Origin of the sequence: Faecalibacterium sp. IP-1-18, from assembly GCF_023347355.1 — a bacterium.
GTDB classification, from domain to species: domain Bacteria; phylum Bacillota; class Clostridia; order Oscillospirales; family Ruminococcaceae; genus Faecalibacterium; species Faecalibacterium prausnitzii.
In genome coordinates this window covers 2982493-2996407 of the sequence record NZ_CP094472.1, presented here as the reverse complement: position 1 = coordinate 2996407, position 13915 = coordinate 2982493, and the positions used below count along the sequence as shown (strand labels likewise).

At 56.6% G+C, this 13915-nt stretch carries 11 protein-coding genes; 4 read left to right on the top strand and 7 right to left on the bottom strand.

Features of this window, described 5'->3' with window-relative positions; genetic code table 11:
- Positions 1–44: 44 nt before the first annotated feature.
- From MTP43_RS14195 to MTP43_RS14185, 3 genes are read right to left on the bottom strand one after another with little or no spacing between them, the layout of a single operon-like run.
- Complete coding sequence (locus MTP43_RS14195; RefSeq protein ID WP_113621623.1) at positions 45–1394, bottom strand: MATE family efflux transporter; 1350 nt, start codon at positions 1392–1394, stop codon at positions 45–47.
- Positions 1395–1427: 33 nt separating this feature from the next.
- A complete protein-coding gene (locus MTP43_RS14190; RefSeq protein ID WP_113621622.1) occupies positions 1428–1964 on the bottom strand; it encodes a histidine phosphatase family protein in 537 nt (178 codons plus the stop codon).
- A gap of 11 nt (positions 1965–1975) precedes the next feature.
- Positions 1976–2188: a hypothetical protein gene (locus MTP43_RS14185; protein ID WP_005924418.1), complete on the bottom strand. Its 213-nt coding sequence runs from the start codon at positions 2186–2188 to the stop codon at positions 1976–1978.
- A gap of 157 nt (positions 2189–2345) precedes the next feature.
- On the opposite strand from MTP43_RS14185, the gene MTP43_RS14180 reads away from it, so the two are divergent.
- From MTP43_RS14180 to MTP43_RS14170, 3 genes are all read left to right on the top strand, one after another.
- Positions 2346–3281: a LysR family transcriptional regulator gene (locus MTP43_RS14180; RefSeq protein WP_097782740.1), complete on the top strand. Its 936-nt coding sequence runs from the start codon at positions 2346–2348 to the stop codon at positions 3279–3281.
- 562 nt (positions 3282–3843) lie between these two features.
- The gene (locus MTP43_RS14175; RefSeq protein WP_249234926.1) at positions 3844–5346 is read left to right on the top strand and encodes a carbon starvation CstA family protein; all 1503 of its coding nucleotides are present in this window, start codon (positions 3844–3846) and stop codon (positions 5344–5346) included.
- A 156-nt stretch (positions 5347–5502) separates the two neighbouring features.
- Positions 5503–6519 carry an ATPase P gene (locus tag MTP43_RS14170; protein WP_249234925.1) on the top strand — a complete coding sequence of 339 codons (1017 nt, stop codon included), beginning with the start codon at positions 5503–5505 and terminating at the stop codon, positions 6517–6519.
- A 335-nt stretch (positions 6520–6854) separates the two neighbouring features.
- On the opposite strand, the gene MTP43_RS14165 is transcribed toward MTP43_RS14170, so the two are convergent.
- Positions 6855–7772, bottom strand: a complete 918-nt coding sequence (locus MTP43_RS14165; protein ID WP_204987144.1) for a LysR family transcriptional regulator — start codon at positions 7770–7772, stop codon at positions 6855–6857.
- Between the two features lie 219 nt (positions 7773–7991).
- Here MTP43_RS14165 and MTP43_RS14160 point away from each other — a divergent pair, with 219 nt between their 5' ends.
- Entirely contained in the window at positions 7992–9905 is a 1914-nt protein-coding gene (locus MTP43_RS14160) for an FAD-dependent oxidoreductase (protein ID WP_005924459.1), read from the top strand.
- 85 nt (positions 9906–9990) lie between these two features.
- Here the strand turns inward: MTP43_RS14160 and MTP43_RS14155 are convergent, their stop codons facing one another.
- From MTP43_RS14155 to MTP43_RS14145, 3 genes are all read right to left on the bottom strand, one after another.
- The gene (locus tag MTP43_RS14155; protein WP_249234924.1) at positions 9991–11352 is read right to left on the bottom strand and encodes an MATE family efflux transporter; all 1362 of its coding nucleotides are present in this window, start codon (positions 11350–11352) and stop codon (positions 9991–9993) included.
- A gap of 11 nt (positions 11353–11363) precedes the next feature.
- Positions 11364–12974: a recombinase family protein gene (locus tag MTP43_RS14150; protein WP_242965742.1), complete on the bottom strand. Its 1611-nt coding sequence runs from the start codon at positions 12972–12974 to the stop codon at positions 11364–11366.
- A 198-nt stretch (positions 12975–13172) separates the two neighbouring features.
- Entirely contained in the window at positions 13173–13910 is a 738-nt protein-coding gene (locus MTP43_RS14145; protein WP_223387800.1) for a DUF3658 domain-containing protein, read from the bottom strand.
- Positions 13911–13915 lie beyond the last annotated feature (5 nt).

The window sequence follows — 13915 nt, the reverse complement described above, 5'->3', positions numbered from 1 at the left end:
AGAATAAACAAAAAGAAGCACGCAGCCGCGTGCTTCTTTTTGTTTTACGCCTTTCGGTAATGGAACGTCTTATCCTTTGTAAGGAACATCGCCACGCTCACCGCCAGCGCGGCAAGCTCGGCGGCGGTGACAGCCAGCCACACGCCGTCAATGCCCCAGAGGGCGGGCAGCAGGAGCAGCGCGGCAAGCTGGAACAGCAGGGTGCGCAGAAAAGAGATGAGAGCACTCGTCACGCCATCGCCCAGCGCTGTGAAGAAGGAGGACGCATACACGTTGAAGCCCATGATGAGGAAGCTCAGCGCATACAGCCGGAAGGCACGGCTGGTCAGCGCCAGCAGCTGGGCATCGTAGCCCACAAAGATGCGTGCCACATAGGGAATGACCACCATAGACGCCGCCGTCATGCTCACAGCCACCACGGCGATGAGGCGCAGACTCTTTTGGTAGAGGTTATGCACCTCGGCGTGGTTGCGCGCGCCGTAATGGAAGCTGAAGATGGGCGCGCTGCCCACGGCATAGCCCACGAACACCGCCACAAACAGGAAGGCAGCGTACATGATGACGCCGTAAGCCGCCACGCCGTTTTCGCCGGCAAGCCGCAGCAGCTGGAAGTTATACAGGATATTGACCAGCGACATGGAAAGGCTGGTCATCAGCTCGGAAGAGCCGTTGATGCAGGCATCCCACAGCACGCGGCCGTAAAACTGCGTTCTGCACAGGTGCAGGCGGCTGGTATTGTGGTGGTCGATAAAATAGAACACCGGCAGCACGCCGCCCACCAATTGGCTGATAAGGGTGGCAATGGCAGCGCCCTCCACGCCCCAGTGCAGCATCCCCACCATTACCACGTCCAGCACCATGTTGGTGCAGCCTGCACCAACGGTGAACCAGAAGCCCAAAAGCGGCTTTTCGGCGGTGACGAAAAAGCTTTGGAACATATTCTGCAGCGCAAAGGGCGGCAGCGCCAGCATCAGGATGCGCCCGTAGCGCACGGCGTAGTCCAGCAGTTCTCCCTTTGCGCCCAGCAGCTCGGCGACCGGGCGCAGGAGCAGGATGCCCAGCACGGCCAGCACACTGACCGAGATGAGCGCTGCCAGCAGAAACATGGTAAAATAGCGGTCGGCTTTTTTGGGGTCGCCCTCGCCCAGCGTGATGCCAACGATGGCGCTGCCGCCGGTGCCCAGCATAAAGCCGATGGTGCCCAGCAGCTGCGGCAGCGGCATGATGAGGTTGACCGCCGCAAAGGCCGTTTTGCCCACAAAGTTGGAGACACACAGCCCGTCCACGATGCCGTAGATGGAGGTGAACAGCATGGTGCCGATGCAGGGCAGCACGAACCGCAGCAGGCGGGAATAGGTAAAGTGGTCGGACAATTGGATGGTTTTCTTTGGCATAAAAATCCTTTCGGTTATTTATCGGGAAAAGCCTTAAAAGGCATATTCCACCAGCTGGCAGTTTTTGATGCCCGCAGCGGCGTACTCCTCGTTGGTCATGTCGTAAAAATAGGAGTGCACCACCCGGGCAATGCCGTTGTGCGCCACCAGCAGGTAGGTCTTGCCGGTGTCCGCCTTCAATTCGTCCAGCAGGTTGTAGATGCGCTGTGCCAGCTGCATCATGCTTTCGCCGCCGTCATAGCGGTCGGCAAAGTGGGTCTTGGAGATGCGGAACTCCGCACCGTCCCGGGGCGTGCCCTCGTATTTGCCGAAGCACTGCTCCCGCAGGCGGGGCTCGCAGCGGGCGGGCAGACCGGTAGCGGCGGCAATGGCCTTTGCGGTGTCGGCGGCGCGGGAAAGGGGAGAGTACAGAATTTCGTCAATGTGCAGGCCGCTGTCCCGGACAAGCTCGCCCAGCTGCCGCGCCTGCTGCTGCCCGTGGGCGGTCAGCGGGCTGTCGGTCATGCCGCAGATCTTATTTTCCACGTTCCATACCGTCTCGCCGTGGCGGGTGAAATAGATATTGTGCATAAAAATACTCCTTACAGCTTGTGCAGGGTGCCGTCCGGCAGCAGACAGACGGTGTCTCCCTCGTCGATGCCAAGACATGTCAGCTCCCTGTCCGGGTAGGGCAGGATGCTGGCAGCCCCGGCGGCATCGGTCAGGGTCACATCGCACAGCACCGGCTGCCCGGCGGGCAGCTCCTCGCAGCCGTACAGCTGCTCGTCAATGCGCAGCACGCGGTATTCCGGCATGGTACAGCCCCTCCTTTGTGTTTTTCCTTATTATATAGCACCCGGGGGCTTTGGTGCAAGGGGGGGCGGACTGAGAGGGTTTATTCTCCCCCGCTTGACAGCGACGCGGAGAAATTGTTACAATACAGTTACGACTGCAAACCACGCGGAGGGGTTCATGAATATTACGGAACTGCGGTATCTGGTAGCCATCATGAAATGGGGGTCGGTGTCGGCGGCGGCAAAGCAGCTGTACGCGGCGCAGCCCAACGTCAGCAAGGCACTGAAGAACCTGGAAGAGGAATACGGATTGCGCATCTTCGAGCGCTCCTCCACGGGTATGATCCCCACCGAGCAGGGCAAACGGTTCATCCGGCAGGCGCAGCGGGTACTGCAGCAGGTGGACGAGCTGAAGCAGGAGGCGCACCAGCAGCGCAGCTGCGCCGAGCTGCGGGTGGTGCTGACCCATGCCACCTACGCCTCCTATGCGGCGGTGGATTTTTTGCAGCAGGCAGCCCGCAGCGAGCAGCTGCGGGTGCATATCCGGGAGAGCGGTGCCATTGAAGCTTTGGATTTTGTGCTGCGGCAGGGCTACCACATAGCGCTGCTGCGCTATGCTGCCGAGGACGAGGACTACTACCTGCGCTACTGCCAGCGCCACGGTCTGCGGCAGGAGCCTATCATGGAGTTTTCCTACCTGCTGCTCACCAGTCAGGACAGCCCGCTGGCGCGGCGGCAGGTGCGCGAGCTGGACGAGCTGAACGATTACATCGAGGTGCTGCACGGCGACGCCCATCTGCCCGGGGAGGAGAGCACCGTCTCCCGCTGGCAGGCGAACCCCAACCGCCGCATCCATGTGTATGAGCGGTGCAGCCAGTTCTCTATTTTGCAGAATCTGCCCACGGCCTATATGTGGTCGTCCCCCATGCCGCAGCGCGCGCTGGAGCAGTACCATCTGGCACTGCATAACTGCCCGGCGCAGAAGCAGCAGATGCGGGACGTACTGGTGTACCCGGAGCGGGAGCCTTTGCAGCCGGAGGAGCAGCTGTTTGTGCAACTGCTGCACAAGCAGGCAGATGCCACCATCAAGGACAGCGGGTGGAAGAAGATTTGAAATGCGCGCCGTGTCTTCCGGGTTGCGGCACCCAGCATCCGCATCGTGCCTTGGGCGGCACGCGCGTCTTGCTGGCCGCTGCCCCAACAACTCCTCCCTGTTTCCGCCGCTGGCGGCGGTCGTCGTTGTTGCAGCGGAAGAATTATTTATAATTAATTAGAGCAATGTCGGGCAGCCTGCGGGCTGCCCGACATTGCATTTTCACGAGAGGGGGCGGATTTCCCTTCTTTTCGTCCCAAATTCCACGTTTTGGGGAGAAAATCGCAAACGATTAAGCAAAATGCACAAAAAGGCGGCGCAAAGTTTGGCGGGGACGCTTTTGACCGTTTCCGGAAGAATATTTTTGAGAAACAATAGAGCAAATTAAAACGAACCATCGACATAAAATAAAAGTTTAAATAAACAAATAAAATAAGCTGCCATATACTTTTTGATATAGGAACCATACCTAAAAAATATTAACACAATTATGAAAAAGGTGTTAACATGAAGCCAGAGATCGGTCATAGCCGCAGTATGGCATAAGCTGTCGGCGGCTGAAATTCAAAAGGAGGTTTCTGGTATGATTAGTTTCTTACTGTGTCTGGCGCTCCTTATCATCGGCTACTTTGTCTATGGTAAGATCGTGGACAACACGTTCGGACCGGACGACCGCGAAACTCCTGCTGTGCGCATCAACGATGGCGTTGACTACGTTGTGATGCCCCAGTGGAAGCTGTTCCTCGTCCAGCTGCTGAACATTGCAGGTCTGGGCCCCATCTTCGGTGCTTTGCAGGGTGCTCTGTGGGGTCCCGTGGTGTTCCTGTGGATCACCTTCGGCACTATCTTTGCCGGCGGCGTACATGACTACTTCTCCGGCATGATGAGCGAGCGCAATGAGGGCGCTTCCATCGCCGAGGTCACCGGCCGCTATCTGGGCCCCGTGATGCAGAACATCATGCGTGTGTTCTCTGTGGTGCTGCTGATCATGGTCGGTACCGTGTTCGCAGTCGGCCCCGCAGGCCTGATCGTTACCCTGTGCAAGAACGGCGGTATGTCCGGCGTGCTGACCACCACCCTGTTCTGGCTGATCATCATTCTGGTGTACTACTTCATCGCAACCTTTATCTCCATTGATGCCATCATCGGTAAGATCTACCCTGTGTTCGGCATCTGCCTGATCATCATGGCTGTGGGCGTTATTTTTGGTATCTTCACCAACCCCGCCTACACCATCCCCGAGATCTGGGCAAACTTCAGCAATATGCACCCCTCCAACACTCCTATCTGGAGCTTCATGTTCATCACCGTTGCCTGTGGTGCTATTTCCGGTTTCCACTCCACCCAGTCGCCTTTGATGGCTCGCTGCATGAAGAGTGAGAAGCAGGGTCACTTCGTATTCTACGGTGCAATGGTCAGCGAGGGCATCATCGCTCTGATCTGGGCTGCTGCCGGCTGCGCACTGTACACCATCACCGATGGCAAGATGGTCGGTCTGGCCGAGGCTCTGGCTGCCGGTCAGTCTGCCGCTATCTACGACGTCTGCCTCAAGACCATGGGTAAGGTCGGCGTGGCACTGGCTATGATCGGTGTCGTTATCTGCCCCATCACCTCTGGTGATACTGCATTCCGTTCCGCTCGTCTGACTCTGGCCGACTGGCTCAAGATCGATCAGGACAGCTACGCAAACCGCCTGAAGCTGTGTGTCCCCGTGCTGGGCGTTGGTGCTTTCCTTGGCATCGGCAACGCACTGGGCTTCATCAACTACACCGTCATCTGGCGTTACTTCAGCTGGACCAACCAGACGCTGGCTATGATCGTCCTGTGGGCTGCTTCCATGTACCTGTTCAAGGAGAAGAAGAACTTCTGGATCACCGCCGTGCCTGCAACCTTCATGAGCGCGGTGTCCTGCACCTACTTCGTGCTGGCTCCCGAGTGCCTGGGCAAGATGATCAACACCTATGCGGACGGCAAGCTGGTGGCTTACAACACCGCCGTTGCTTACCCCATCGGCATCGTCTTTGCCATCGCAATGCTGGCTCTGTTCCTCCATGCTACCAAGAAGAGCTCTACTTCCAAGGCATAAGGAACTGACGGCTCCATATTTCCGTAAGTAACTTGCGCCCGCCGCTGCCTGACCGTACAGCGGCGGGCGCTGTTTTTTAAAAATCAAGGCTTGCAATTGCCCCCGTCCCGTGGGAAAATAGGGGCGTAGAATTTAAAGCAAAGAAGGGAACTACCCATGATTTTCAAACCCGCACAGCTGGGCATGGCAAAGCTTGACCCGCAGGAGTTGGAGGCAGACAAAAAAGCCTGCCGGAAGATCGGCCCCTGCGGCGTAGGCAAAAAGGCGCTGTACCTGAACAGCTTTTACATCGACCGCCGCTATTATCTGCCCTACGGCAGCATCACCCGGGTGTTCAAGCGGGTGGCTATGAGCTCCGGCGGCTTTTCCGGCAAGGGCGTGTTTGCCTCCATGGCGTATCTTGTGGTGGAGTACGACGACGGCAAGCAGAAGCAGTGCAACTTCAAGGACGAGCGGGACGTGGACGCCCTGCTGGAAGTGCTGGCAAAGGAGCAGCCGCAGCTGCATCTGCTGAGCGCCGCCGGTGAGCAGGCGCTGGAGAAAAAGGCTGCCGAAAAGGCCGCCCGCAAGCTGCCGGAGCTTTCCGAGGACGCGCAGCACAGCCTTACCGTGCTGCGCCGGGCAAAGGAGTATCTGGACGCAAAGCCGGAGCTTTCCGCCGAGCTGAGCGCTGCCCAGCGCCGCAAGCGTGCGCAGCTGCAAAGCAAGCCGGTGTACCGCTATGTGGCGCTGGCCATCTTTGTGCTGGGCGTTGCGGCGGCGGCCTACGGTCTGTATTCGGTGTTCAGCCACACCGGCAGCTACGGCGTGTACTTTGCGCTGTTCGGCTTTGCCGCCATCTTCCTGTTTTCCAGCTACAATATGCTGCCCACCGCCCACAATAACAACAACGCCATCATGAAGCGTGCGGAGAAGGCCGAGGCAGCCATGGCAGAGTATGTCAAGCACTATCCCCACGGGGCGTTCCCGGTGAAAAGCTGGTACGCCCACCCCATCGTGCTCAAGCAGATGATGGACGCCGTGGAGGAGGGCCGTGCTGTCACCGTGCCCGAGGCACTGGATGCAGTCAAGGCGCGTCTGAAATCCTTGAACGCGGACGTGGAGGTGGAGCAGGAGGAATATGACGAGGTGGTGGTCATCAAGGCCCTGTTCCTCAACCACGATTATCAGTAAAACCTTTCGATAGCACAAAAAAACCGGACAGCCCGCAGGCTGTCCGGTTTTCTGCTTTTACAGGGCAGTGCGGCTGTTCAGAACAGGCGGCGAAGCCCTATGACACAAGGGGACTTTTGAACAGTAGCTCATTATTGCCACTTTTGAATATTGGATAGTATTTGAAAGTATCGTACTTTCGTTATATTTGCGGCTGCTCCCTACTGTTCAAAACTTCTGGCTACTTTTGAACAGTAGGGAAAAAAGCACAGTGTTCTGCGTGTTTTGGCGCAGAAAAAGTAACTATTCAAAACTCTATGGGTCATAGGGGACTTTTGAACAGTAGCAGCTGTGCCTCAGATCAGCGCCTCCATCCGCAGCGGGTCGGGGTGATGGGCGTATTTCTGCTTGGCGATCTCGATAAAGGACTGCACCTCCAGCCGGGGTGCGTGGCGCATGGCGGCGATCTCCACCGTCACCGGGGGAAAATCCAGCAGCGGCACCTTGACGATGCCCGGGATCACCGCCGTGGACAGGCAGGGTACGATGGACATGGCGGTGCCCATCTGGATCATGATCAGCGCACCCTCAAAGCTGGGGGTGATCTTGCTGCAATCCACCCCCACCTGCGCCAGCTGCTCCAGCGACGGCCCCTGACAGGCGGACAGAAAGCTGTCGAACGCGCCGGAGGACACCACGCTCTGCCCCTTCAGGTCTGCCAGATGCAGCGCCCGCCGGTCGGCAAGGGGAGAGTTTGGGTTCATCAGCACATGGTAGCCCAGGGCGAACAGGGGCGTAAAGGAGATGTCCCGGTCGCGGGAGTGCTCGGTGGCGTAGAAAAAGCCGATATCCAGCTGCCCGGAGCGCAGCTGTTCCAGTGGGCGGCGGTTGTCCTGCGGCACAACGTCTACGCAGGCGTTGGGAAACTGGTGCTGGAACTGGGCCAGAATGCTGGAAAAGGTGCTGTAATCGAACAGCTGCCGCAGCCCGACGGTCAGGTGGGAGCGGTCGGCGTCCTGAATATCCTGCGCCTTCTTCAGCGCCTGCCGCCCAAAGCTGGTCATCTGCACCATGTCTAGATAAAAGGACTGCCCGGCAGCGGTCAGCTTGGTGCGGCGGGTGGTGCGCTCGAACAGGTGCAGCCCGGTCTCCTTTTCCAGCGCATTGATCTGGTAGGTGATGGCGGGCTGGGTGGTGAACAGCCGCTCGGCGGCGGCGCTGAAATTCAGCTCCTCTGCTACGGCAATAAAGCACTCCAATTGGTAAATCGTCATAGAACGACGCCCCTCCTTGTGTAAAAAGCTGGTCATCTTTATTATACAGGATTCCGCACAGGCCGTAAAGGGAAAACGATTTATAAAGAGATTTGATAAATCCTGGCACAAATTTGTATTTCACACCGGGGCAAAACTTTGCTATAATCATATCAATGTTCAAAATGCACGAAGGAACAGGAAAAACGCAAAAAAGAAGAGAAAAGAAAGGCGAACCTTATGGCTAAGATCTCTCGTCGCAACTTTATGCGCGGTGCCGCTGTGGGCACCATGGGCGCAGCTGCTGCCGGTCTGCTGACCGCCTGCGGCAACTCCGCTTCCAGCACCACCGGTGCTCCCGCTTCCTCCGCAGCTTCCTCTGCTGCTTCCTCCGCTGTGACCAAGCCCTCCTCCCCGGTAGACGGCAAGTACGTCACCAAGGCGATGGGTCACGAAAGCTGGGTGCACGTTGCCACCACCTTCTTTGACGGCAAGATCACTGCCTGTGAGGTGCTGTCTCACGAGGAGACCATCGGCATCGGCAACTATGCCTGCTCCCGCATCCCCGCCGCCATCGTCGAGCACCAGAGTGTCAACGTGCCCAACCTGCGCGGCTCCTCCATCACCTCCATGGCTGTCAAGGCAGCTGTGAAGGAGGCCATCGAGCTGGCCGGTTATAACGTGGACGACTTCTCCAAGGAGGTCACCATCGCTGCTTCCAACGAGGTCATCGAGGAAGAGGCTGATGTCGTCATCATGGGTGCCGGCACCTCCGGCCTGACCTGCGCCTGCCGCCTGCTGGAGGCCGGCTACAGCGTCATTCTGGTGGAGAAGCGCGATATCCCCGGCGGCTCCATGTCCATGACCTACGGCGGCGTTGCCACCGCAGGCTCCAAGCTGCAGTACAACTACGATGTGGACGGCAGCTTCCGCAGCTCTGCCATGGGCACGCTGGAGGGCATGATGAACTTCTGGCAGACCATGGAGAAGTACCACCGCACCGAGTTCTTCAACGGTGAAATGCCCTACATGACCAAGCAGTACACCGTCGCCGGCGATCTGGTGGACTGGATGGCAGGCATCGGCATCGGCTTCAACACCATGGGCAACTACGAAAGCGCTACCCAGTACGGCGCTTCCACCCCGTATCTGGCACCCGGCTGCTACGAGGGCGGCGCAGGCTACGCCATGATGTTCATGGCACAGCGCGTGGAGAAGTACGAGAAGGGCAAGATCATCTACTCCACCAGCGTCACCGACCTGATCAAGGACGAAAGCGGCCGTGTTGTGGGCTTCCACGCCAAGGGCGAGAACGGCGCAAGCTATACCCTGCGCGGCAAGGCGGTCTGCCTTGCCTCCGGCGGCTTTGCCAAGAACCCCGAAATGCTGAAGAAGTACAGCCCCGACTACGCCGACTTCTTCTTCAATTGCGCCTCCAGCATGACCGGCGAGGGCATCCAGATGGGTATCGACGCCGGCGGCTATGTGGAGTGCGAGAACCGCGCTCTGCCCGCCTTCCTGTCCAGCTACAAGAGCAAGTTCGAGCTGGCCTTCATCCACCAGTCTGCCCCCGGCATCATGGTCAACATCAAGGGCGACAACATCGGCAACATCGTCTCCGATAACCACTACACCATGGCCAAGGCAAAGCTGAACAAGGACAACGGCGACACCTTCTACTATGTGTTCGACGAGTCCTCTGCCGTCAAGCTGCGCGACAGCGAGTCCTACGGCTTCAACGGTTACGTTGCCATGTTCGAGAAGGGCGAGGCTGTGCACTACGACAGCGTGGAGAAGGCCTCTGAGGAGCTGAACCTGCCCAATCTGGCAGACGCCATCGAGGCAAACAACGCCGCCGCTCTGGCTGGCGAGCCCGATGAGTTCGGCCGCCGCAACTGCCCCTACATCGAGACCCGCGACGGTCTGTGGGCCATCCGCGTTGACCCCACCTTCTACCTGACCACCGCAGGTCTGGCCATCGACACCGATTGCCACGTCCTGACCGAGGACAAGAAGGCCATCCCCGGCCTGTACGCTGCCGGCGACGTCTGCGGCTCCATCGAGGAGAAGGACGCCAAGCAGTACGGCATGGGCTTCGACGCCGCTCTGACCTACGGCTACATCATGGGCGAGACCCTGAAGAAGGAGATCTGAGCTGCGCTCTGACCCCCTGACAAAAGCATAAACAAAGGGCTGCTGCACAAACCGTGCAGCAGCCCTTTTTATATCATATTTCCTCTTACGCCGCCGCGGGCTTGCGGAAAATCGCCATGGCACGCTTGTAGCAGCTGGCGAAATAGGCGATCTCCGCCAGCGCGGTCAGTATCCAGCTGCACGGATACAGCAGGTACAGCGCCGGGATGGTGTGGAAGTGGGCAAAGATGGTGTACACCCAGATCACCCGGAATACGCAGGAGCCCAACACCACGATGACGGTGGGCACCACCGTCTTGCCCAGCCCGCGGGAGGCGGCAATGGTGCAGTCCATAAAGGCCGAGATGCCGTAGGCAAAGGCCATCACGGATACGCGCTTCATGCCGGCGTCAATGACCGCCGCTTCGGTGGTGAACAGCGCAAGGAAGGCCGGCCCGCAGAAGAACAGCGCCGCGCCCAGCACAAGCCCCACGCCGAAGGAGTAGCCCAGACTGATGAAGTAGCTCTTCTTCACCCGGTCAGGCCGTCCCGCGCCGTAGTTCTGGCTCATAAAGCTGGCGCAGGCCATGTAGAAGGCCGCCATGCAGTCGTAGATCAGCCCATCCGCGTTGGCGGCGGCGCTGTTGCCCTTGACCATCAAAGAGTCAAAGGAGTTGACGCCCGCCTGAATGAACAGGTTGGCAATGGCAAAAATAGCGTTCTGCAGCCCGGCGGGCACGCCCAGCGCAAGGATGCTCTTGGCCTGCACCGGGTCCAGCTGTAATTTGTGCGGGTCCAGCGCGTAGCAGTCCTGCACCCGGGTCAGCGCCCGCAGGATCAGAAACGCGGAAACGCACTGGCTGATGGCGCTGGCCAGCGCCACGCCCACCACGCTCAGATCGCACACGATGACAAAGAACAGGTTCAGTGCAATGTTCAGGGCACCGGCAATGGACAGATATATCAGCGGCTTTTTGGTGTCACCGATGGAGCTGAACACCGCGTTGCCGAAGTTGTACAGCGCCAGCGCCGGCATACCCAGAAAATACACCCGCAGATACAAAATCGCGCCGGGCAGCAGATCCTCCTTGGTGTTCAGCAGCCGCAGCATGGCAGGGGAGCCCAGCAGGCCGATGAGCAGCAGCGCCACACCGGCAACGGCGCTGATGATGGCCGCCGAGTGGACGGTCTTTTCCACGTCCTTGGGGTGGCGCGCGCCGTAAAAACGCGCCACCAGCACGTTGATGCCGTTGCTCAGACCGATGAGAAAGCCGGTGAACAGGGTCACCAGCGTGCTGGTGGAGCCCACGGCACCCAGCGCCGTAGACCCGGCAAAGCGACCCACCACCGCCACGTCCGACATATTGAACAGCACCTGCAGCAGGTTGGAAAGCGCCAACGGCAGACTGACCAGAAAGATCTGCTTGGCCAGAGGGCCTTCCGTCAGCGTATTCGTTTGAGAGCTCATACTTTTTTCCTTTATCCTATACATCCTAACCGTACCCGCGCACACCGGGGCACAGCCTCTATTATAAGGCACTGTGCTGCTTTTGCAAGATGGATTCGATAAAATAAATAAAAAGGACTGCTGCACATAACCTGTGCAGCAGTCCTTGGTGCAGTAAAGCAATCCAAATCCGAACCATTTTCCTTTGATGCGGCTTGGGCCGCTTCCTCAAACGTGATGGTCTGTGTACCTTCTTTATAGTTAAAGGTTATCAAAACCTTATCATCGTACAGATAAATCGAATTGATGAACGTATCCACCAACGCTTGCCTCTGGTCTTTCAGGCTCATGTCCAGTTTACGGAAGCGCATCAGCCAGAAACGGATAAATTCCTCTTTGATCTTGGGCTTTGCCAGCTTTTCTTCTGCAATGCGGGCTTCAAGCTCACGCTTGGTTTCTTCGAGCTGCTCCAGCCGTTCCTTGGTGGAACTGGTGAGGATTCCGGCCTGAATCGCGTTGAGCATATTCTGGATACCTGATTCCGCATCCCTGAGCTGCTTCTCATAGAGGGGAAGGTTGGTGTTCTCCCGGTCTTGCAGTTCCATGACTTTGGCGATGATGGATTCCATGGCGGCATCGTCCCGGACAAGCTGCATGGTCTGGTTCACCACCAGATCTTCCAGCCACTGTTTGCGGACAGTTTTCTTCTTGCAGCCCTTCTTCTTTTTGGCCGTGGCACATTTATAGTAGCGGTGGACTTCTCCCGTCCGGCTTGTGCCGCTTTCGCCAAACATCAGCGCACCGCAGCAACCACAGTGCAGCTTGGTTGTCAGCAGGTAATCGTCCTCTGCCTTTCTTCGGGCAGGGGCTTTCTTGTTTTTGGCAATCTTTTCCTGCACATCATCGAACAGTTCCAGCGGCACGATGGGCGGAATCGCATCCGGCACGACCACATCCCGGAATTTCAGTTCTCCGATATAACGCCGGTTTTTGAGCATGTGCTCCACGCTGTTGTAAGTAAATTCGCCTCCGACCGGGTTCTTGATGCCGTTTTCATTCAGCCAGTCCCGAATCTCTTTCATCGTGAGGCCATCCCGATACTTCGTGAACGATTCCAGCACGAAAGGGGAGGCAAGCGGGTCGATGTGAAATTTCCGCTCGGAATCCAGCGTATATCCAAACGTTCCACGACCACCGTTGCAGCGGCCTTTCAGGATGTTCTCTGTCTGTCCACGGACAACCTTTTCGGCAAGGTCGGCAGAGTAGTATTCTGCATAGCCCTCCAGAACCGATTCCAGAATGATACCCTCTGGCCCCTCGGAGATGATCTCCGTAGCCGACATGAGCTTGACACCGTTCTTCTTCAGCTGGGTCTTATACCGGGCACTGTCGTAGCGATTCCGGGCAAAGCGGTCAAGTTTCCAGACCAGAACAATATCAAACAGCTTCTTGTCGCTGTCCTTTATCATCTGTTGGAATTGAGGGCGATTATCCGTCTTGGCAGAGATGGCGCGGTCAATGTAGTGCTTGACGATAGTGATGTCATTCTTTTCGGCATAGGCCGTGCATTCACGAATCTGGCCTTCGATGGATTCTTCGCGCTGGTTATCACTGGAATAGCGGGCGTAGATCACAGCGGTCATGGCAAGCACCTCTCTTTACACGTCATTGAACGGTGGAGCGTTCTTTCAAAGCACTGTTTCGTATAATGTATATACCATGTTTTGATGGAGAAATCAAGACTTTTTATTATCTTCAGTTTTTCTTTTTGAACAATTGACCCAACAGCCACCCCTCTCGTTGAAATGAGGTGACTGTTGGGCCGACTTGCTCGGATTCCTTTATTCTTCGTTTAGCTGGACGATGGTATTATAAAAGATTTTGTTTGGAATAACGACTTGAAGAACACCCTTTTTCAAAAGTGCTTCTATGCGTTTCATGACATACCAGTCACTTACCGGAGCAGAAATCGCTTTTAATACGTCTGCGGTAAGTTCACCAACCGAAATAGGAATTCTCGATACTAAACTAATAATTCTCTGGTCGAAATAATCTATGTTAACGCTTTTAACATCGTTCGCATGCCAAATACGCATGGAGGTGTTTTCGTTTAATAGCTTTCCCCATCTTTTGGCATACTCAGTAATAGTTTCTTCCGTCAAATACTTTTGTGAGATCTTATCGGTTTTCCCTTCCATAAATTCTTTCAGACCTTCTCTGGATGCAAGCAAAATTCTATTTGTACCATACTTTGCTGCATAGTAACAAATATAATAAATGCCGCACCAACAATCGGCAGAACTCCTGACCCAAACACGCAGTGGCTTATGATTTATCATATCACATTGAACCGCATTCGCTGTACCATGATATTTCGACCACAGTTGTCTAGCTTCAATTTGGCTGTCAGGATAATATTCTGAAAGGCAATTCACGAATTGTTTGCAACGATATTCTGAATCGCAAGCATATTGAAGTTCTCCCATTGATAACATAAACGGAAACAACTTTACACTTTCGACGATGCCTAAAGCTGCTAACATATTGACATCACTGGGTTCAAAAACAATTTCATCCATAGCTG

Bases quoted from the DNA above. Each gene is read 5' to 3' on its own strand.
- MTP43_RS14195 (WP_113621623.1), bottom strand. From the start codon at position 1,394: ATGCCAAAGAAAACCATCCAATTGTCCGACCACTTTACCTATTCCCGC.
- MTP43_RS14190 (WP_113621622.1), bottom strand. From the start codon at position 1,964: ATGCACAATATCTATTTCACCCGCCACGGCGAGACGGTATGGAACGTG.
- MTP43_RS14185 (WP_005924418.1), bottom strand. From the start codon at position 2,188: ATGCCGGAATACCGCGTGCTGCGCATTGACGAGCAGCTGTACGGCTGC.
- MTP43_RS14180 (WP_097782740.1), top strand. From the start codon at position 2,346: ATGAATATTACGGAACTGCGGTATCTGGTAGCCATCATGAAATGGGGG.
- MTP43_RS14175 (WP_249234926.1), top strand. From the start codon at position 3,844: ATGATTAGTTTCTTACTGTGTCTGGCGCTCCTTATCATCGGCTACTTT.
- MTP43_RS14170 (WP_249234925.1), top strand. From the start codon at position 5,503: ATGATTTTCAAACCCGCACAGCTGGGCATGGCAAAGCTTGACCCGCAG.
- MTP43_RS14165 (WP_204987144.1), bottom strand. From the start codon at position 7,772: ATGACGATTTACCAATTGGAGTGCTTTATTGCCGTAGCAGAGGAGCTG.
- MTP43_RS14160 (WP_005924459.1), top strand. From the start codon at position 7,992: ATGGCTAAGATCTCTCGTCGCAACTTTATGCGCGGTGCCGCTGTGGGC.
- MTP43_RS14155 (WP_249234924.1), bottom strand. From the start codon at position 11,352: ATGAGCTCTCAAACGAATACGCTGACGGAAGGCCCTCTGGCCAAGCAG.
- MTP43_RS14150 (WP_242965742.1), bottom strand. From the start codon at position 12,974: ATGACCGCTGTGATCTACGCCCGCTATTCCAGTGATAACCAGCGCGAA.
- MTP43_RS14145 (WP_223387800.1), bottom strand. From the start codon at position 13,910: ATGGATGAAATTGTTTTTGAACCCAGTGATGTCAATATGTTAGCAGCT.